This is a genomic window from Streptomyces sp. NPDC015131 (assembly GCF_043079975.1).
Taxonomy (GTDB): Bacteria; Actinomycetota; Actinomycetes; order Streptomycetales; family Streptomycetaceae; genus Streptomyces.
Window position 1 is genome coordinate 902,042 of sequence record NZ_JBIBVB010000002.1, and the last position, 19,202, is coordinate 921,243.

The following is a 19,202-nucleotide window of genomic DNA, read 5'->3' on the forward strand; positions in this document are numbered from 1 at the left end:
TCAGTCCCTCCAGACCGGCGGCGGGCCCGCGAGCTGGTCCTGCCCGTCGCCCGGCTGCTGCGCCGGGTCGACCTTCTGGCTCTCGGGGTCGTACGGCTTGACGACGGGCGCCTCGATGGAGCCGTCCGGCTGGACCTTGGGCAGCTCGGCCTGCGGCCTGGGCAGCAGGGCGCGCTTGAGGTCCTGGCCGCCGGAGTCGTCCAGGCCGTAGAGGGCGTCGTAGATGTTGCGCACGGCGGGGCCGGAGGCACCGGAGCCGGTGCCGCCCTGGGAGATCGTCATGACGATGGTGAAGTCGTCGGTGTAGGTGGCGAACCACGAGGTGGTCTGCTTGCCGTACACCTGGGCGGTGCCGGTCTTCGCCCGCATCGGGATCTTGTCCTGGGGCCAGCCGCCGAAGCGCCAGGCGGCGGTGCCGCCGGGCTCGACGACTGACTTCAGGCCCTTGTCGAGGTTGCTGATGGTCTGGGCGTCGACCGGCAGCCGGCCGTGCGGCTTGGGCTTGATCTCCTCGACCCGCTTGCCGTCGGGGCTGATCACGGCCTTGCCGACGGTGGGGTTGTAGAGGGTGCCGCCGTTGCTGATGGCGGCGTAGGCGGTGGCCATCTGGATGGGCGTGACGAGGACGTCGCCCTGGCCGATGGCGTAGTTGATGCTGTCGAACGCCTTCAGCTGGTTGCCCTCCAGGCAGCTCTCGTACGCGATCTGCTGGACGTAGCTGCCGCCCTTCTTGCCCTGCTTGCACCACGAGTCCTTGTTGGCCTCCCAGAAGGACTGCTTCCAGTGCCGGTCGGGGATGCGGCCCTTGACCTCGTTGGGCAGGTCGACGCCGGTCTCGGAGCCGAGCCCGAAGTCGTGGGCGGTCCGGTAGAACCAGTCGTTGGGCTTCTTCTTGGGCTTGAGGCCGCCGTCGCGCTGCCACTCCTTGTGGCCGAGCGCGTAGAAGACGGTGTTGCAGGAGAACTTGAGGGCGTCGCCGAGGGTGATGGGGCCGTGCCCCTGGGACTCGAAGTTGGCGAAGCTGCGGCTGCCGAGGCTGTACGAGCTGGAGCAGTTGTACCGGCTGTTGAAGTCGTACCCGGCGCGTACGGCCGCGCTCGCGGACACCACCTTGAAGATGGAGCCGGCCGGCGCCTGGCCCTGGATGGCCCGGTTGAGCAGCGGGTAGTTGCTGTTCTTGCCGGTGAGCCGGGCGTACTCGGTGCCGGAGATGCCGCCCACCCAGGCGTTGGGGTCGTAGTCCGGCTGGGAGGCCATGGCGACCACCCGGCCGGTCTTGGACTCCATGACCACGACGGCGCCCGAGTCGGCCTCGTAGGGGCGGCCGGTGATCTTGTCGGTCTCCTTGCGGACGGTCTTCATCGCCTGGTGCAGCTCGTACTCGGCGACGGCCTGGACGCGGGCGTCGATGCTGGTGACGACGGTGGAGCCGGGCCGGCCCGGGTCGCTCTCCGCCTCGCCGAGCACGCGGCCGAGGTTGTCGACCTCGTAGCGGGTGACGCCGGCCTTGCCGCGCAGCGCCTTGTCGTAGGTGCGCTCCAGGCCGGAGCGGCCGACCATGTCGGAGCGGAGGAAGGGCGAGTCGCTGTCCTTGGCCTTCTCGATCTCCTCGTCGGTGACGGGCGAGAGGTAGCCGAGGACCTGGGCGGTACGGGCGCCGCCGGGCGCGGTGTAGCGGCGTACGGCGGTGGGTTCGGCGGTGATGCCGGGGAAGTCCTCGGCGCGCTCCCGGATCTGCAGGGCCTGCTGGGTGGTGGCCTCGTCGGTCACGGGGATCGGCTGGAAGGGGGAGCCGTTCCAGCAGGGCTGGGGCGTCTGGGAGTCGCAGAGGCGGACCTTGTCCATGACGTCCTTGGGCTTCATGCCCAGGACGCCGGCCAGCCGGGTGAGCACGCCCTTGCCGTCGTCCTTCATCTTCAGCAGCTCGGTGCGGGACGCGGAGACCACGAGGCGGGTCTCGTTGTCGGCGAGGGGGACACCGCGGGCGTCGAGGATGGCGCCGCGCACGGCCGGCTGGACGACCTGCTGGACGTGGTTGTTCTTCGCCTCGTCGGTGTACTCCTTGCCCTGCCGGATCTGGAGGTACCAGAGGCGCCCGCCGAGGGTGAGGAGCAGGGAGAAGACCAGCACCTGGATGACGATGAGCCGGATCTGGACCCGGGGGGTCCGTCCGGTCTCGGGGATGTTGCTCATGACGCGGTGGCCCCCTCGGTCACAGTCGCTTGACGCCCTTGATGCGTCCCGCCCGCGCCGCCCTGCTGCGGGCGGCCTTCATACGCAGTACGCCGCGCTGCTCGCCGATCCGCAGACCGGTGCCGTTCGCCATGAAGCCGGAGGCGACGTCCGCCCCGCCGCTCGTGGAGTCGGCGAGGGGGTCGTTCTCGGCGCGTCTGGCGAGCGCCATGATCAGGGGCACGGTGAAGGGCGCCAGCAGCAGGTCGTACACGACCGCGGTGGTCAGCAGGGAGACCAGGCCGACGTGGCGGGCGGCGGTGTCGCCGACGAGGGCGCCGACGCCCGCGTACAGGAGGGTGGAGCCGAGGGCGGCGACGACCACCATGGCCATGGGGCCGGTCGCCGACCGCAGCTGGCCGTTCTCGGGCTTGGCGAGGCCCACGAGGTAGCCGATGACGCACAGCACCAGGGCGTACCGCCCGGCGGCGTGGTCGGCGGGCGGGGCCAGGTCGGCGAGCAGCCCGGCGCCGAAGCCGATGAGGGCGCCGCTGACGTGCCCGTACACCAGCGCGAGGCCGACGACCACGAGGAGCAGGAGGTCGGGGACGGCGCCGGGCAGCTGGAGCCGGGCCAGGACCGAGACCTGGACGACGAGGGCGACGACGACGAGCGTCGTGGAGAGCAGGATCCGGTTGAAGCGCATGGTCACTCCCCCTCCGGCTGCCCGGTCGGGGCGCCGCTGGGCGCGCCGGTCGGGGACGGGGTCACCGTGACCGTGACCGTCGGCTCGGGTGTGGGCTTGGGCGGCAGGACGGCGTCGCGCGGGTCGGCGCGGGGGCCCTGGACGACGACGCCGACGACGTCCAGCTTGCTGAAGGCGGCGTAGGGGCGCACGAAGATGTTGCGGGTGAGGTTGCCGGTGGAGGGGTCGACCCGGATGACCTCGCCGACCGGTACGCCGGGGACGAACGGCTTGTCGGCCTGCGACCCGAAGGTGACCAGCCGGTCGCCGGGCTTGACCTTGGCCTTGCCGTTGAGGAGCTGCACGGACAGCGGCCGGTCGCCCTGGCCGGTGGCGAAGCCCAGCTCGTCGGAGCGCTCCATCCGGGTGCCGACGGTGAAGTCCGGGTCGCTGGCGAGGAGCACCGTGGAGGTGCCGGGGCCGACGGTGGTGACCCGGCCGACGAGCCCGTCGCCGTTGATGACCGTCATGTCCCGCTTGATGCCGTCGTTGGAGCCGGCGTCGATGGTCACCGTCCACGAGAAGCCCTGCGCGGCTCCTATCGCGACGACCTCGGCCGCCTTGATGGCGTACTGGCCGGAGCCGGCCTTCTTCAGCAGATTGTCGAGCTCGCGCACCCGGCTGCGGTTGCGGTCGTCACTGCCGAGCTTCGCCTTCAGCGCGGCGTTCTCCCGCTCCAGCTCCGCGATGCGGTTGTGCCGTTCGCCGGAGTCCCGTACGGCCGCTATGGCGTTGCCGACCGGGTTGACGGCGGAGGCGACGCTGTTCTCGACCGGGCCGAAGACCGTCGCGGCCGCCTGCCGGGCGCCGTCGACGGGTGACTCCTCACCGCCGCGGATGTCCACCGTGATCAGTGCGAACGCGATGGCGACCAGCAGCACCAGGAGCAGCCGGCTCTCTCGTGTGTCCCTCACGTGGGGCGGCCGTGCCTTCCTCGATAGGAATGTTTGTGCCGTTATACCAACGATCAGCCGTACGGGCAGGGCAGCACCCGTACGGCTGACCCGGGGGCCCCGCTATCTGCGCGGCTGGGCGTCCAGCACCTGCTGGAGCGCCTCGAACTCCTCGACGCACTTGCCGGAACCGAGCGCCACCGAGTCGAGCGGGTCCTCGGCGATGTGGATCGGCATGCCGGTCTCGCGGCGCAGCCGCTCGTCCAGGCCGCGCAGCAGCGCGCCGCCGCCGGTCAGGACGATGCCCCGGTCCATGACGTCGCCGGACAGCTCCGGCGGGCACTTGTCGAGGGTCGTCTTGACGGCGTCGACGATCGCGTTGACCGGCTCCTCGATGGCCTTGCGGACCTCGGCGGCCGAGATGACGACCGTCTTGGGGAGCCCGGAGACCAGGTCGCGGCCGCGGATCTCGGTGTGCTCGTCGGTCTCCAGGTCGTACGCCGACCCGATGGTGATCTTGATCTGTTCGGCGGTCCGCTCACCGAGGAGGAGGCTGTACTCCTTCTTGATGTGCTGGATGATCGCGTTGTCCAGCTCGTCGCCGGCCACCCGGATGGACTGTGCCGTGACGATTCCGCCGAGCGAGATGACGGCGACCTCGGTGGTGCCGCCACCGATGTCGACCACCATGTTGCCGGTGGCCTCGTGGACCGGGAGGCCGGAGCCGATGGCGGCGGCCATGGGCTCCTCGATGATGTGGACCTGGCGTGCGCCCGCCTGGGTGGACGCCTCGATCACCGCACGGCGCTCGACGCCGGTGATGCCGGAGGGCACACAGACGACGACGCGCGGACGGGCGAGGTAGCGCCGCTTGTGGATCTTGAGGATGAAGTACCGGAGCATGCGCTCGGTGATCTCGAAGTCGGCGATCACGCCGTCCTTCAGCGGCCGGACGGCCACGATGTTGCCGGGCGTCCGGCCGATCATCTTCTTCGCTTCGGCGCCTACCGCCAGGATTCCGCCGGTGTTGGTGTTGATCGCGACGACGGACGGCTCGTTGAGGACGATGCCGCGACCCCTCACGTACACCAGCGTGTTGGCGGTCCCGAGGTCGACAGCCATGTCACGGCCGATGAACGACATTGAGTTCCCCTTGTTTCCCATGAGGATGCGTCGGGCCTTCCCAATTAGAGCGTTGACGGCTTCTCAGGTCGGCGAGGTGGGTGGTGTGGCGAGGAGATTCACATCGTAGTCCCGCCTGCGCGGACACGGCGCGGTGGCCCGCCTCTGTATAGGTGACGAAGTGTCGGTGCGATGCGTTCCCGGTCGCGCCGTTCATATGCCGAAGGGCGACCGAAATTCCTTCGGTCGCCCCAGGTCATCAGCGCTGTACGGCTGACAGCCGGTCAGGAAATGCCCGGGAAGAAAATCTTCAGTTCCCGAATGGCGGACTCCTCCGAGTCCGAGGCATGGATCAGGTTCTCCCGGACGATGGTGCCGAAATCACCACGGATGGACCCGGGCTCCGCGGCGATCGGGTCGGTCGGGCCCGCCAGCCGGCGTACGCCCTCGATGACCCGCTCGCCCTCGACGACCAGCGCGACGACCGGCCCGGACGACATGAACGCGACCAGCGGCTCGTAGAAGGGCTTGCCCTTGTGCTCGCCGTAGTGCTGCTCCAGCGTCTCCTGGTCCAGGTCGCGCAGCTCCAGCGCGGTGATGGACCAGTCGGCCTTGCGCTCGATACGGCCGATGATCTCGCCGATCAGGCCGCGACGGACGGCGTCGGGCTTGAGCAGGACGAGCGTGCGCTGGGTCATGGGTGAGGGCTCCTTGCAGGCTTACGTGTGCGGTGAGGCGAGGCTACAGGGGCGGCGGCCCGCCGCGGCACGGGGCCCGGCCTTTCCCGGCCACCGCGGGCGCGGGCTTTCCCGGCGACCACGGGCGCGGGCTTTCCCGGCGACCGCGGGCGCGGGCTTTCCCGGCGACCACGGGCGCGGCCGTCCCCCTGGGCCGGCCGGCCCGGTCACCGGCCCGGTCACCGGGCCCGCCTCGTCAGCTGTCGGGCTCCGTCACCGGGCCCGCCCCGTCACTGGGCCTGGGCCTCGGCCTGGGCCGCCCACTTCGCCTTGGCCTCGTCGATCTTCCGGCCGAAGTGGACCGACGCCCACCACAGCCCCGCGAAGACCGCGCCCAGGAAGAACATCACCGGCACGATGAAGCCGCTCAGGATCAGCACCACCTGGAGCGCCCAGCCCAGCTGGACGCCGCCCGGGCGGGTGATCATGCCGCAGAGCAGCACGCTCAGGGCCATCAGGATCCCGCACACCGTCCAGACGGTGCCCATCGAGAGGCTGTCGTCCTTCATGGCCACCAGCCCGGCGAAGCCGATCACGAAGAACTCGCCGATCAGCGTGGACGCGCAGAGCGTACGCATTCAGACCACCTCAGCCCTTCCCCAGCAGCAGCCGGGCCTCACCGACCGTGATCACCGACCCGGTCACCAGGACGCCCGCGCCGGCGAACTCGTCCTCCTCCTCCGCGAGGGTGATCGCGGCCTCCAGCGCGTCCGGCAGACGCGGCTCGACCACCACCCGCTCGTCGCCGAAGACCTCGACGGCGAGCGCGGCCAGCTCGTCGACGTCCATCGCGCGGTGGCTGGAGTTCTGGGTGACGACGACCTCCGCGAAGATCGGCTCGAACGCCTCCAGCAGCCCCCGGACGTCCTTGTCGCCGCTGGTGCCGACGACACCGACCAGCCGGGAGAAGCCGAACGCCTCGCTGATGCCGGCCGCCGTGGCGCGGGCGCCCGCCGGGTTGTGCGCGGCGTCCAGCACCACGGTCGGGCTGCGCCGCACCACCTCCAGGCGGCCCGGCGAGACCACCGAGGCGAACGCGTGGCGGATGCGGTCCAGGTCCAGCGTCCGCGCCTCCTGCGCGCCCACGCCGAAGAACGCCTCGACCGCCGCCAGGGCCACCGCGGCGTTGTGCGCCTGGTGCGCGCCGTACAGCGGGAGGAAGATCTCCTCGTACTCCCCGCCGAGACCGCGCAGCGTCAGCAGCTGCCCGCCGACCGCGACCTCGCGGGAGACGACGCCGAACTCCATGCCCTCGCGGGCCACGGTCGCGTCGACCTCGACGGCCTTCTTCAGCAGGACCTGCGCCGCGTCCACCGGCTGCTGGGCCAGGACGACGGTGGCGCCCTGCTTGACGATCCCGGACTTCTCCACGGCGATCTCGGCGGGCGTGGAGCCCAGCCGGTCGGTGTGGTCCAGGTCGATGGGGGTGACCACGGCGACGTCGCCGTCGATCACATTGGTGGCGTCCCAGCTGCCGCCCATGCCGACCTCGACGACGGCCACGTCCACCGGGGCGTCGGCGAAGGCCGCGTACGCCATGCCGGTGAGGACCTCGAAGAAGGACAGCCGGTAGTCCTGGGAGCCGTCGACCATCTCCACGTACGGCTTGATGTCCTGGTACGTCTCAATGAACCGCTCGTGGCTGATGGGCGCGCCGTCCAGGCTGATCCGCTCGGTGATCGACTGGACGTGCGGCGAGGTGTACCGCCCGGTGCGCAGGTCGAACGCGCCGAGCAGCGCCTCGATCATCCGCGCGGTGGACGTCTTGCCGTTGGTGCCGGTGATGTGGATGGAGGGGTACGCGCGCTGCGGCTCGCCCAGCACGTCCATCAGCGCGGCGATCCGCGCCACGGACGGCTCCAGCTTGGTCTCGCCCCAGCGGGTGGCCAGCTCCTGCTCGACCGTGCGGAGCGCCTGGTCCACCTCGGGGTCGGCGGGGCGCCCGGGCACCGCGTCGGCGGCCGGGGGCGGGCCGGCCTGGGCGCGCAGCGTACGGCTGCCGGCCTCGATCACCGCCAGGTCGGGGTCTCTGTCGGTCTCGGCTTCCACGATCTCGTCGAAGTCGTCGCTGTCGCTGGACGAGGGCTGCTCACTCACGGGGCCAGTCTACGGAGCCCCGCCGACAGTCCCCGGACCGGTGCCCGGGCGGCCGGGGGCGCGAGGCGTCCGCCCCGCGCCCCCGGCCGTGCCCGTCACGCCTCCGGGAGGGTCGCCAGCTGGTTCGTGATGCGGGCGATGTCCTCGTCGGCCTTGGCGAGCCGGGTGCGGATCTTGTCCACGATGTTGTCCGGCGCCTTGGCGAGGAACGCCTCGTTGCCGAGCTTGCCCTCGGCCTGGGCCTTCTCCTTCTCGGCGGTGGCCAGGTCCTTGGCGAGGCGCTTGCGCTCGGCGGCCACGTCGATGGCGCCGGACAGGTCGAGCGCGACGGTGGCGCCGGCGACCGGCAGGGAGGCGGTGGCGGAGAAGCCCTCGCCCTCCGGCTGGAGGCGCAGCAGCTGCCGGATGGCGGCCTCGTGCGGTGCGAGCGCCGTGCCGGTCAGGTCCAGGCGGGCCGGGACCTTCTGGCCGTCCTTGAGGCCCTGGTCGGAGCGGAAGCGGCGGACCTCGGTGATGACCCGCTGGACCAGCTCGATCTCGCGCTCGGCGGCCTCGTCGCGGAAGCCGCCCGGGGCGTCGGCCCCAGGAACGGACACGGCCTTCGGCCAGTCGGCGACGACCAGGGACTCGCCGCCGGTGAGGGAGGTCCACAGCGTCTCGGTGACGAACGGGACCACCGGGTGGAGCAGCCGCAGCGTGACGTCCAGGACCTCGCCCAGCACCCGGGCCGAGACCTTCGCGGGCTCGCCGCCGCCGAAGAACGTGGTCTTCGACAGCTCGACGTACCAGTCGAAGACCTCGTCCCACGCGAAGTGGTAGAGCGCGTCCGAGAGCTTGGCGAACTCGAAGTCGTCGTAGTACGCGTCGACGTCGGCGACGGTCTGGTTGAGCCGCGACAGGATCCACCGGTCGGTCGCCGACATCGCGGAGGCGTCCGGCAGCGGGCCCTCGACCGTGGCGCCGTTCATCAGCGCGAACCGGGTGGCGTTCCAGATCTTGTTGGCGAAGTTCCGGGACGCCTGGACCCACTCCTCGCCGATCGGGACGTCGGTGCCGGGGTTGGCGCCGCGGGCCAGGGTGAAGCGGACGGCGTCGGAGCCGTAGGCGTCCATCCAGTCGAGCGGGTCGACCACGTTGCCGAAGGACTTCGACATCTTCTTGCCGCGCTCGTCGCGGACGAGTCCGGTCAGGGCGATGGTCTTGAAGGGGACCTCGCCGTCCATCGCGTACAGGCCGAACATCATCATCCGGGCGACCCAGAAGAAGATGATGTCGTGGCCGGTGAGCAGGACGTCGGTGGAGTAGAACTTCGCCAGGTCCGGGGTGCGCTCGGGCCAGCCGAGCGTGGAGAACGGCCACAGCCCGGAGGAGAACCAGGTGTCCAGGACGTCGGTGTCCTGGGTCCAGCCCTCGCCGGCGGGCGGCTCGTCGTCGGGTCCGACGCAGACGACCTCGCCGTCCGGGCCGTACCAGACGGGGATGCGGTGGCCCCACCACAGCTGGCGCGAGATGCACCAGTCGTGCATGTTGTCGACCCAGTCGAAGTACCGCTTCGACATGTCCTCGGGGTGGATCTTCACCCGGCCGTCGCGGACCGCGTCACCGGCGGCCTGCGCCAGCGGGCCGACCTTGACCCACCACTGCATCGACAGGCGCGGCTCGATGGTGGTCTTGCAGCGCGAGCAGTGCCCGACGGAGTGGACGTACGGGCGCTTCTCGGCCACGATCCGGCCCTGCGAGCGCAGCGCGCCGACGACGGCGCTGCGCGCCTCGAAGCGGTCCAGGCCCTGGAAGGGGCCGTGGACGGTGAGGACACCGCGCTCGTCCATGATCGTCATGGACTCCAGGCCGTGGCGCCGGCCGATGGCGAAGTCGTTGGGGTCGTGGGCCGGGGTGACCTTGACGGCGCCCGTGCCGAACTCGGGGTCGACGTGGGTGTCGGCGACGACCGGGATGGTGCGGTCGGTCAGCGGCAGCTTGATGCGCCTGCCGACGAGGTGCTTGTAGCGCTCGTCGTCCGGGTGTACGGCGACGGCGGTGTCACCGAGCATCGTCTCGGCGCGGGTGGTGGCGACGACGAGCGTCTCGTCGCCCTCGCCGTACCGGATGGAGACCAGCTCGCCGTCGTCCTCCTGGTACTCCACCTCGATGTCGGAGATGGCCGTGAGGCAGCGGGGGCACCAGTTGATGATGCGCTCGGCGCGGTAGATCAGCTCGTCGTCGTAGAGCCGCTTGAAGATGGTCTGGACGGCCTTGGACAGGCCCTCGTCCATGGTGAAGCGCTCACGCGACCAGTCGACGCCGTCGCCGAGGCGGCGCATCTGGCCGAGGATCTTGCCGCCGTACTCCTCCTTCCACTGCCAGACCCGCTCCGTGAACTCCTCGCGGCCCAGGTCGTGGCGGGACTTGCCCTCCTCGGCGAGCTGCTGCTCGACCTTGTTCTGGGTGGCGATGCCGGCGTGGTCCATGCCGGGCAGCCACAGCGCCTCGAAGCCCTGCATCCGCTTGCGGCGGGTGAGGGCGTCCATCAGCGTGTGCTGGAAGGCGTGGCCCAGGTGGAGGCTGCCGGTGACGTTCGGTGGCGGGATGACGATGGTGTACGGGGGCTTCTCGCTCGTCGCGTCGGCCGTGAAGTAACCGCGCTCCACCCAGCGCTCGTACAGCTTCCCCTCTACCTCGGCCGGCGCGTACTGGGTCGGCAGTTCGGGGACGGACGCTGGCTGCTGCTGAGTGTTCTCGGTCACGGGCCACAGTTTAGAGGTGTCACAGGGCCGTACTGAAACGGGAATGTTCGGTAACGGTGTGACCCCCCGCCGTGCCGCGGGGCACGGGTTTCGGCCAGGATGTGAGGAACGCATAAGCATTCGGAGGGGGAACCCCTTAATGAGTCACAACCAGCCGGGCCCGTACGGCGGACAGCCCCAGCAGCCCGGACCGTACGGTCAGCCGGGTCCTTACGGCCAGCAGCAGCCGCAGGCCCCCCAGCCCGGTTACGGCTACCCCCAGCAGGCCCCGCAGGGCGTGCCGCAGCAGGGCTACGGCTACCCCCAGCAGCCGGGCCAGCCGGGCCCGTACGGCCAGCCCCCGCAGCAGCCCCCGTACGGCGCCGGCCCCGGCGCCTACCCCCCGCCCCCGCCGGCCGCGGGTGGCAAGAAGAAGACGGGCATCATCATCGGCGCGGTCGCGGCGGTGGCGGCGATCGGCGTGGGCGCGTACTTCGTCTTCGGCGGCGGGGGCGGCGCCGACGTCGCGGACGACGGTCCTCACAAGCTGGTGACGCCGGAGACGGTGCTGACCGACTACAAGAAGTCCAGCGGGAGCGGCGGCTCCTCCGACGACGACTTCCTGAAGGACGCGGAGGCGGCGGGCGTCAAGAACGCCAAGAACGTGGAGGCCGCCTACCAGTCGGGCGACCCGGACAACCCGCTGACGGGCAAGATGCTCCAGTTCGGCGGCGCCTACGGGGAGATCGAGGACCCGGAGGCCGTGGTGGACGCGGTCTTCGCGGCGGTCAAGGTGGAGTCCGAGAAGGACAAGAGCGGCGATGCCGAACTGCTGGGCAGCCCCAAGGAGTACAAGCCCGCGGAGCTGGAGGGCGCCGTCCTCAAGTGCCAGCAGATCAAGAGCAAGCCGGCCGGCGCTTCGGGCTCCGGGGGCCCGACGGAGTTCACGATGTCGCTGTGCGTGTGGGGCGACCACAGCACGGTCGGTTTCGTGATGCCGATCGACCTGGCGAGCGCGCTCAGCGGTAAGGCGGCTCCGCCCGAGGAGGCGGCGAGCACGGCCGCGAAGCTCCGCAAGGAGGTGCGCGTCAAGTCCTGACGCACCGCACGGCGAAGGGCGCCCGCCCGGTTCGGTGGAACCGGGCGGGCGCCCTTGGGTGTGCTGCGTGCCGTTACGCGGACTTCTCGTGGCGGCCCTGGTCCTTGACGACCCTCGGGACCAGCGTCGGGTTCACGTTGTTGTGGACGACGTCCTCGGTGATGACCACGCGGGCCACGTCCTTGCGGGAGGGGACCTCGTACATCACCGACATCAGGACCTCCTCCATGATGGCGCGCAGGCCGCGCGCGCCGGTGCCGCGGAGGATGGCCTGGTCGGCGATGGCCTCCAGGGCGGGGCGGTCGAAGTCCAGCTCGACGCCGTCCAGTTCGAACAGCCGCTGGTACTGCTTCACCAGGGCGTTGCGCGGCTCGACGAGGATCTTGAGCAGGGCCTCGCGGTCCAGGTTGTGGACGGAGGTGATGACGGGGAGGCGGCCGATGAACTCGGGGATCATCCCGAACTTCACCAGGTCCTCCGGCATGACCTCCTGGAACTGGTCGCTCGCCTCGATCTCGCGCTTGGAGCGGATGGTGGCGCCGAAGCCGATGCCCTTCGCACCCGCGCGCGACTCGATGATCTTCTCCAGGCCGGCGAAGGCACCGCCCACGATGAACAGCACGTTCGTCGTGTCGATCTGGATGAACTCCTGGTGCGGGTGCTTCCGTCCGCCCTGCGGCGGGACGGAGGCGGTGGTGCCCTCCAGGATCTTCAGCAGGGCCTGCTGGACGCCCTCGCCCGACACGTCCCGTGTGATGGACGGGTTTTCGCTCTTCCGGGCGACCTTGTCGATCTCGTCGATGTAGATGATGCCCGTCTCGGCCTTCTTGACGTCGTAGTCGGCGGCCTGGATGAGCTTCAGCAGGATGTTCTCGACGTCCTCGCCCACATAGCCCGCCTCCGTCAGCGCCGTCGCGTCGGCGATGGCGAAGGGGACGTTGAGCATCCGGGCGAGGGTCTGGGCCAGGAGCGTCTTGCCGGAGCCGGTGGGGCCCAGCAACAGGATGTTGGACTTGGCGAGTTCGATCGCGTCGTCCCGGCCCTGCGCGCCGCCGTTCTCGCCGGCCTGGACGCGCTTGTAGTGGTTGTACACCGCGACGGAGAGGGCCTTCTTCGCGGGCTCCTGCCCGACGACGTACCCCTCCAGGAACTCGTAGATCTCGCGCGGCTTGGGCAGTTCCTCCCACCGCACCTCGGAGGTCTCGGCGAGCTCCTCCTCGATGATCTCGTTGCAGAGGTCGATGCACTCGTCGCAGATGTACACACCGGGGCCTGCGATGAGCTTCTTCACCTGCTTCTGGCTCTTTCCGCAGAACGAGCACTTGAGCAGGTCGCCGCCATCACCGATGCGTGCCACGAGGTGCTTCCCCTTCGCCTGGGAGCGGCTTGGTTCAGTCGCTCCTGGTGCCTCATATCCGACGGTACCTTGCCGGGGCCCTCGTTCGGGCCCCCCTTGGCACGGTTCACACCGTGCCAAGGGAAGGTCGGTGCGTCAGGCTGCCGCCGCGGTGCTCTTGCGGGTCGAGACGATCTGGTCCACCAGGCCGTACGCCAGCGCGTCCTCGGCCGTGAGGATCTTGTCGCGCTCGATGTCGTCGCGGATCTTCTCGATCGGCTGGGTGGAGTGCTTGGCCAGCATCTCCTCCAGCTGGGTGCGCATGCGCAGGATCTCGTTGGCCGCGATCTCCAGGTCGGAGAGCTGCTCACGGCCGGTGCCGCCGGACGGCTGGTGGATCAGCACGCGCGCGTTGGGCAGGGCCATCCGCTTGCCGGGGGTGCCGGCGGCGAGCAGCACGGCCGCGGCGGACGCCGCCTGGCCCATGCACACCGTCTGGATGTCCGGCTTCACGAACTGCATCGTGTCGTAGATGGCCGTCAGCGCGGTGAAGGACCCACCGGGGCTGTTGATGTAGATCGAGATGTCACGGTCCGGGTCCATCGACTCCAGGCACAGCAGCTGCGCCATCACGTCGTTGGCGGAGGCGTCGTCGATCTGCACGCCGAGGAAGATCACGCGCTCCTCGAAGAGCTTCGCGTACGGGTCGTACTCGCGCACGCCCTGCGAGGTGCGCTCGACGAAGCGCGGGACGACATAGCGGTTGTCCACCTGCGGGCCGGTGTAGAGGCCGCTCGCGGAGAAGTTGCTCATAGGGGTGTTCACCATCCTGGTGGCGTTCGGCGGGCTGGGAGGCAGGGGGCGGGCGGCGCTCAGGCGCCGGTGCCGCCACCGCCCGGAACGCCCGCGGCGGCAGACATGATGTCGTCGATCAGGCCGTACTCCTTGGCCTCCTCGGCGGTGAACCAGCGGTCGCGGTCACCGTCGCGGATGATCGTCTCCACGGACTGGCCGGAGTGGCGCGCGGTGATCTCGGCCATGCGCTTCTTGGTACGGAGGAGGTACTCGGCCTGGATCTTGATGTCCGATGCGGTACCGCCGATGCCGGCGGAGCCCTGGTGCATCAGGATGTCGGTGTTCGGCAGCGCGAAGCGCTTGCCGGGGGTGCCGCCGGTGAGCAGGAACTGGCCCATGGAGGCCGCCATGCCCATACCGATGGTGACGACGTCGTTCGGGATGTACTGCATGGTGTCGTAGATCGCCATGCCGGCCGTCACCGAGCCACCGGGGCTGTTGATGTAGAGGTAGATGTCCTTGTCCGGGTCGGCGGCAAGGAGCAGCATCTGCGAAGTGATCTTGTTCGCGATCTCGTCGTCGACCTGCTGGCCGAGGAAGATGATCCGCTCGCCGAGCAGCCGGTTGTAGACATGGTCGCCGAGGCCACCACCGATGGACGGCTCACCCGCGGCGTAAGGCATCAGATTCGTCACGTATCCACCTGCTCGTCTCTGACGGCTCCGGCCGTCTCAGCGTCGTACGTACTGGGGGCGGGTACTCCCCTGCCCTCGTATTCATGGACCCTAACGCGCTGGTCGGCGGGCGCCATCCCGGTTCCCGAACTGTTCGCTGGGAGCGCAAGGTAGTTGGGCCGGCGGGGCCCGTACGGCGACGGGCCCGACCGCACGCGGGTGCGGATCGGGCCCGTCGGACCGTTCATGCCGGGGCCGGGGCTCAGGCCTCGGTCTTGTCCTCGGCGGCCTTGTCCTCGGACTGCTCGGCGGAAGCCTCGGCGGCCTCGCCCGCCTCGTCCTCGTCGTCGTCCAGCTCGACCGGCTCGCCGTTGGTGTCGACCACCTTGGCGGCCTCGACGACGACCGCGAGGGCCTTGCCGCGGGCGACCTCGCCGACGAGCATCGGCACCTGGCCGCCCTCGACGACGGCCTGGGCGAACTGGTCGGGGCTCATGCCGGAGGAGGCCGCACGCCGCATGAGGTGCTCGGTGAGCTCCTCCTGGTTGACGTTGAGCTTCTCCTTGTTGACCAGCTCGTCCAGGATGAACTGGGTCTTGATGCCCTTGACCGCCTGCTCGCGGGTCTCGGTCTCGAACTCCTCGACCGTCTTGCCCTGCAGCTCCAGGTACTTCTCCAGGTCCAGGCCCATCTGCCCGAGCTGGTGGTGCTCCAGGTTGTGCTTGCGGGTGTTGACCTCGTCCTCGAGGAGCTTCTCGGGGATCGGCACCTCGGCCAGCTTCAGCAGCTCGTCGAGGACGCGCTCCTGGGCCTGGGTGGCCTGGTCGTACCGCTTCATGTTCTCGAGGCGCTTGCGGCTGTCGGCCTTCAGCTCGTCGAGGGTGTCGAACTCGGACGCCATCTGCGCGAACTCGTCGTCCAGCTCGGGCAGCTCACGGGCCGCGACCTGGGTGACCTTGACGGAGACCTCGGCGTCCTTGCCCTCGGCGGAACCGCCCTTCAGCTGCGAGGTGAAGGTGGCCTCGCCGCCGGTCTCGAGACCGGTGACGGCCTCGTCGATGCCGTCGAGGAGCTCGCCGGAGCCGATCGTGTACTGCACACCGCTCGCGACGCCGTCCGGGAGGACCTCGCCGTCGACCTTGGCCTCGAGGTCGATCGTGACGACGTCGCCCTCGGCGGCGGCGCGCTCGACCGGGTTGGTGGAGGCGAAGCGGTCGCGCAGCTGCTCCACGGACTTCTCGACGTCCTCATCGGTCACCTCGACGGCGTCGACGGTGACCTCGATGCCGGAGTAGTCCGGGATCTCGATCGACGGACGGATGTCGACCTCGGCGGTGAAGGCCAGCAGCTCGCCGTCCTTCAGCTCCGTGATGTCGACCTCGGGCTGGCCCAGCGGGTTGACCTCGGCCTCGTTGACCGCGTCGGTGTAGAACTTCGGGAGGGCGTCGTTGACGGCCTCCTCCAGCACCGCGCCCCGGCCGAACCGCTGGTCGATGACACGAGCCGGGATCTTGCCCTTGCGGAAGCCCTTGACCGTGACCTGCTGGTTGATCTTCTTGTACGCCGCGTCGAGGCTGTCCTTGAGCTCCTCGAAGGGCACCTCAACAGTGAGCCGAACCCGGGTCGGGTTCAGGGTCTCAACGGCGCTCTTCACGGTTCGGTCTCCTTGGTGGCTGATTCTGGGATTCTGCCGGTGCCGCTTGCGGGCGGTTCCGGCGGATTCGGCCCGGTCAGAGAGACACACGGGCACGCAGCTTGCATAGTAACCGCAAGCGGGAGACCACCCACAATGTGATCTTGGTCAGGCGCGCGATCCGGCGCGTCCGGTGGTCGGGGTGGCGGGATTTGAACCCACGGCCTTCCGCTCCCAAAGCGGACGCGCTACCAAGCTGCGCCACACCCCGTCGGTGCGACACGTAGGGTACATGTCCCGCGCCGGTGCGTCGGTGAGTTTCGCGCGCGCCCCGGGAAGGGGTGTGCGGCGACCGCGCACGACCCGCTACGATGACGGTGCGTTCGTGCCGCGGCCCTCTCGAGTCCGCGGTGCGTTGCCTGCGGGCGTAGCTCAATGGTAGAGCCCTAGTCTTCCAAACTAGCTACGCGGGTTCGATTCCCGTCGCCCGCTCCATCCGGTCACGGCCCGGGCGAGGAGAGCCTCCTCCCCCGGGCCGTGCGGCGTTTCCCGGCGGCGCGGCCTCAGCCCATCTGCGCCTTCACATGGCCGATGACCTCGTCGAACTCCTTGGTGGGAGAGAAGTCCAGGTACTCGCAGTCCTCCAGCGCCTCGGGCGCGTGCCCCGGTTCCCAGTAGAAGGCCTGGCCGGCCTCGTAGATCCGCTCCCCGTCCGCGGTGCGCATGCGGAGGCGCCCCGAGAAGAGGTAGCCCCAGTGGGGGCACTGGCACAGATCGCCGGGCAGGCCCTTGAGGGCCGGGCCGAGATCCGTGCCCCGGGGGAGGCGGACGAACGCGGCGGTCATGTCGCCGCCGAGCTCCGTCATCCGCAGTTCCACCCCACCGCCCTCGATGGCGACGGGGGTGTCCTCGCGCGTGGTTGCCGTCATGGTGCCTCCTCGGTCGGCACCCCTTCTTCCAGTCTCGGTCCGGCCGGGGGCCGCGGCGACCCGGACGGGCCGGTGCCTCAGAAGCTGATCTGGTTGATCGTGGAGGCGATCGAGTCCAGGAAGCGCTGTATGGACGGCGCCATTCCGGACGAGGCGAGGAAGAAGCCGAAGAGCACGGCGACCAGCGCGGGACCTGCTTTGAGGGAGCCGCCGCGGATCATCACCACGAGGATGATCGCCAACAGCAGCACCACGGACAGTGAAATGGCCACAACTGATCACACACCCTCGGTCGGTCCACCTTGCCGGCCCCGGGGGTGCACGGCCCGGCGCCCCCCGTTCGGTCCATCGTGCCACCAACCTGCCCCGCTTTGAGCCCGGCTGACACATCGTTCACAGAGGCGGTGTCCGGGCGCCGCCCGCCGCTCCGGCCCGCCCCGGTGGCGCGACGGAAAGCGGACCGCCCATTCAATGTGATCGTTTCACGTCACACACATACTGCTCACAGGAATTTCTCAGCGTGCTCGGCGAGTAATTCCGCGTCACACATCGCGTAGAGATTTGCCCCATTTAATACCGCTTAAATGGGGCATAGGGTGCGGTTGGCGGCGGTTTCAGAAAGGAATGGACCGCCACGCCGACGAGTTTTACGAATACGCCGGGGCGTGGCATGGTGCCTCAGATGTTCCAGGCTCCGCATGGAAATCAGCAGACCCTGCTCCCCCCGGTCAGGGAGCCCGAGACCACGAAGAGCACCCCCGGGCGCGCGGCGGACAGACCCGGCCGCGACCCGTTCTTCGACAACGCCAAGTACCTGGCGATCGTGCTCGTCGCCATGGCGCACGCGTGGGAGCCCGTCATGGAGGGCAGCCGGGCCACCCGGGCGCTCTACATGTTCGTCTACACCTTCCACATGCCGGCGTTCATCATCGTCTCCGGCTACTTCTCGCGGAGCTTCACCGGACGGCCCGACCAGCTCAAGCGGCTGGTCAGCGGAATCGTCGTGCCGTACCTGGTCTTCGAGGTCGCGTACTCGCTCTACCGGCGCTGGGCGGGCGGCACCCCGGACCAGGCCATCAGCCTGACCGACCCGATCTACCTCACCTGGTTCCTGATCGCGCTGTTCACCTGGCGGCTGTCCACCCCGCTGTGGCAGACCCTGCGCCACCCGCTGCCCATCGCCTTGGGCCTCGCCGCGCTGGCCTCGCTCACCCCCGGCATCGGCCAGGACCTGGACCTCCAGCGGATCTTCCAGTTCCTGCCGTTCTTCGTGCTCGGCCTGCTGCTGAAGCCCGAGCACTTCGACCTGGTCCGGCGGCGCGCGGTCCGGATCGCGGCCGTACCGGTGGCGCTCGGCGCGCTGGCGTTCACCTACTGGATCGCCCCGGACATCCGGATGAGCTGGTTCTACCGCAGCACCAGCGCCGAGGAGCTGGACGCCCCCTGGTGGGCGGGCCCGGTCATGACCTTCGCCCTGTTCGGCTGCGCCCTGGTGCTCACGGCGGCCTTCCTCGCCTGGGTGCCGCGCCGGCGGACCTGGTTCACCGCGCTGGGCGCGGGCACCATCTGCGGCTACCTGCTGCACGGCTTCCTGGTGAAGGCCATGGAGTACTGGCCGCTCGTCCCCGCCTACCGGCTCGACACGCCCCTCGGCCGGGTCGCCGTCACCGCGGTGGCCGCCGCCGCGGTGACCGCGATGTGCACGCCCCCGGTGCGCCGCGCCCTGCGGTGCGTGACCGAGCCCCGGATGGCCTGGGCCTTCCGGAAGGACCCGCGGGACACGGCGGGGCTCAGCCGCTGAGGCCCAGCAGCGCCCGCGTCCTCGCGTACTTGGCCGCCAGCCGGTCCCGGGTCGCCTCGTCCAGCACGGCGAGGCGGCCCGGATCCGCGTTGTGCGCCAGGTCGGCCTCCTTGACGAGGAGGGCGCCCGGCACCGCCAGCACCCGCGCGGTGTACGCCGCCAGGTCCTCGCCCGGCCGCTTGGTGAGCGCCAGCACCATGTCCTTCACGGCCTCCGGCAGCGCGGCGCCCCGCAGCCACTCCTCCGACAGCCGGTCGTCCTCCACGGCGTCGTGCAGCCACGCCGCGGCCACCTGCTCGTCGGAGCCGCCCCGGGCGCGTACCCCCTCGGCGACCGCCGCCAGATGCCCGGCGTAGGGGCGGCCCGCCTTGTCGGTCTGCCCGGCGTGCGCCTCCCGCGCCAGCGCCTCGACCTCGGCCAGCGACCAGTACGTCATGCACACCCCT

General features: G+C 70.0%; 17 protein-coding genes and 2 tRNA genes. 3 read left to right on the forward strand and 16 right to left on the reverse strand.

Going from position 1 to position 19,202, the window contains the following annotated elements; all coding sequences use genetic code 11:
• From mrdA to ACF08D_RS09745, 8 genes are all read right to left on the reverse strand, one after another.
• On the reverse strand, positions 1-2,193 hold the full coding sequence (gene mrdA / locus ACF08D_RS09710) for a penicillin-binding protein 2 (protein WP_392222015.1): 2,193 nt from the start codon (positions 2,191-2,193) through the stop codon (positions 1-3).
• A gap of 19 nt (positions 2,194-2,212) precedes the next feature.
• Positions 2,213-2,878, reverse strand: coding sequence for a rod shape-determining protein MreD (gene mreD, locus ACF08D_RS09715; RefSeq protein WP_392222016.1), 666 nt, complete (start codon positions 2,876-2,878; stop codon positions 2,213-2,215).
• Positions 2,879-2,880: 2 nt separating this feature from the next.
• Positions 2,881-3,831 carry a rod shape-determining protein MreC gene (mreC, locus tag ACF08D_RS09720; protein WP_392222017.1) on the reverse strand — a complete coding sequence of 317 codons (951 nt, stop codon included), beginning with the start codon at positions 3,829-3,831 and terminating at the stop codon, positions 2,881-2,883.
• 102 nt (positions 3,832-3,933) lie between these two features.
• A complete protein-coding gene (locus tag ACF08D_RS09725; protein ID WP_105869811.1) occupies positions 3,934-4,953 on the reverse strand; it encodes a rod shape-determining protein in 1,020 nt (339 codons plus the stop codon).
• Between the two features lie 263 nt (positions 4,954-5,216).
• Positions 5,217-5,630, reverse strand: a complete 414-nt coding sequence (gene ndk / locus ACF08D_RS09730) for a nucleoside-diphosphate kinase (RefSeq protein WP_392222018.1) — start codon at positions 5,628-5,630, stop codon at positions 5,217-5,219.
• A gap of 269 nt (positions 5,631-5,899) precedes the next feature.
• Positions 5,900-6,247, reverse strand: a complete 348-nt coding sequence (locus ACF08D_RS09735; protein WP_392222019.1) for a DUF4233 domain-containing protein — start codon at positions 6,245-6,247, stop codon at positions 5,900-5,902.
• Between the two features lie 10 nt (positions 6,248-6,257).
• On the reverse strand, positions 6,258-7,766 hold the full coding sequence (locus ACF08D_RS09740) for a bifunctional folylpolyglutamate synthase/dihydrofolate synthase (protein ID WP_392222020.1): 1,509 nt from the start codon (positions 7,764-7,766) through the stop codon (positions 6,258-6,260).
• Between the two features lie 95 nt (positions 7,767-7,861).
• Positions 7,862-10,510 (reverse strand): valine--tRNA ligase, encoded by a 2,649-nt coding sequence (locus tag ACF08D_RS09745; RefSeq protein WP_392222021.1) that lies wholly within the window; start codon positions 10,508-10,510, stop codon positions 7,862-7,864.
• Positions 10,511-10,649: 139 nt separating this feature from the next.
• Here ACF08D_RS09745 and ACF08D_RS09750 point away from each other — a divergent pair, with 139 nt between their 5' ends.
• Positions 10,650-11,588, forward strand: coding sequence for a hypothetical protein (locus ACF08D_RS09750; RefSeq protein WP_392222022.1), 939 nt, complete (start codon positions 10,650-10,652; stop codon positions 11,586-11,588).
• A gap of 73 nt (positions 11,589-11,661) precedes the next feature.
• Here ACF08D_RS09750 and clpX read toward each other — a convergent pair whose 3' ends face one another.
• From clpX to ACF08D_RS09775, 5 genes are all read right to left on the reverse strand, one after another.
• Positions 11,662-12,945: an ATP-dependent Clp protease ATP-binding subunit ClpX gene (clpX, locus tag ACF08D_RS09755; RefSeq protein WP_031129255.1), complete on the reverse strand. Its 1,284-nt coding sequence runs from the start codon at positions 12,943-12,945 to the stop codon at positions 11,662-11,664.
• A 135-nt stretch (positions 12,946-13,080) separates the two neighbouring features.
• Complete coding sequence (locus ACF08D_RS09760; protein ID WP_392222023.1) at positions 13,081-13,752, reverse strand: ATP-dependent Clp protease proteolytic subunit; 672 nt, start codon at positions 13,750-13,752, stop codon at positions 13,081-13,083.
• 44 nt (positions 13,753-13,796) lie between these two features.
• Positions 13,797-14,414, reverse strand: coding sequence for an ATP-dependent Clp protease proteolytic subunit (locus ACF08D_RS09765; protein ID WP_344420166.1), 618 nt, complete (start codon positions 14,412-14,414; stop codon positions 13,797-13,799).
• Positions 14,415-14,655: 241 nt separating this feature from the next.
• The gene (tig, locus tag ACF08D_RS09770; protein ID WP_392222024.1) at positions 14,656-16,047 is read right to left on the reverse strand and encodes a trigger factor; all 1,392 of its coding nucleotides are present in this window, start codon (positions 16,045-16,047) and stop codon (positions 14,656-14,658) included.
• Positions 16,048-16,220: 173 nt separating this feature from the next.
• Positions 16,221-16,297, reverse strand: a tRNA-Pro gene (locus tag ACF08D_RS09775).
• Between the two features lie 150 nt (positions 16,298-16,447).
• Here ACF08D_RS09775 and ACF08D_RS09780 point away from each other — a divergent pair.
• Positions 16,448-16,521: transfer RNA gene (locus ACF08D_RS09780), tRNA-Gly, on the forward strand.
• Positions 16,522-16,589: 68 nt separating this feature from the next.
• Here ACF08D_RS09780 and ACF08D_RS09785 read toward each other — a convergent pair.
• Complete coding sequence (locus tag ACF08D_RS09785; RefSeq protein ID WP_392222025.1) at positions 16,590-16,955, reverse strand: hypothetical protein; 366 nt, start codon at positions 16,953-16,955, stop codon at positions 16,590-16,592.
• 77 nt (positions 16,956-17,032) lie between these two features.
• The gene (locus tag ACF08D_RS09790; protein WP_392222026.1) at positions 17,033-17,227 is read right to left on the reverse strand and encodes a hypothetical protein; all 195 of its coding nucleotides are present in this window, start codon (positions 17,225-17,227) and stop codon (positions 17,033-17,035) included.
• A gap of 410 nt (positions 17,228-17,637) precedes the next feature.
• Here ACF08D_RS09790 and ACF08D_RS09795 point away from each other — a divergent pair, with 410 nt between their 5' ends.
• On the forward strand, positions 17,638-18,756 hold the full coding sequence (locus ACF08D_RS09795) for an acyltransferase family protein (RefSeq protein WP_392222027.1): 1,119 nt from the start codon (positions 17,638-17,640) through the stop codon (positions 18,754-18,756).
• Here ACF08D_RS09795 and ACF08D_RS09800 read toward each other — a convergent pair.
• Positions 18,746-19,192 (reverse strand): HD domain-containing protein, encoded by a 447-nt coding sequence (locus ACF08D_RS09800; protein ID WP_392222028.1) that lies wholly within the window; start codon positions 19,190-19,192, stop codon positions 18,746-18,748. The genes ACF08D_RS09795 and ACF08D_RS09800 overlap by 11 nt on opposite strands.
• Positions 19,193-19,202: the final 10 nt, after the last annotated feature.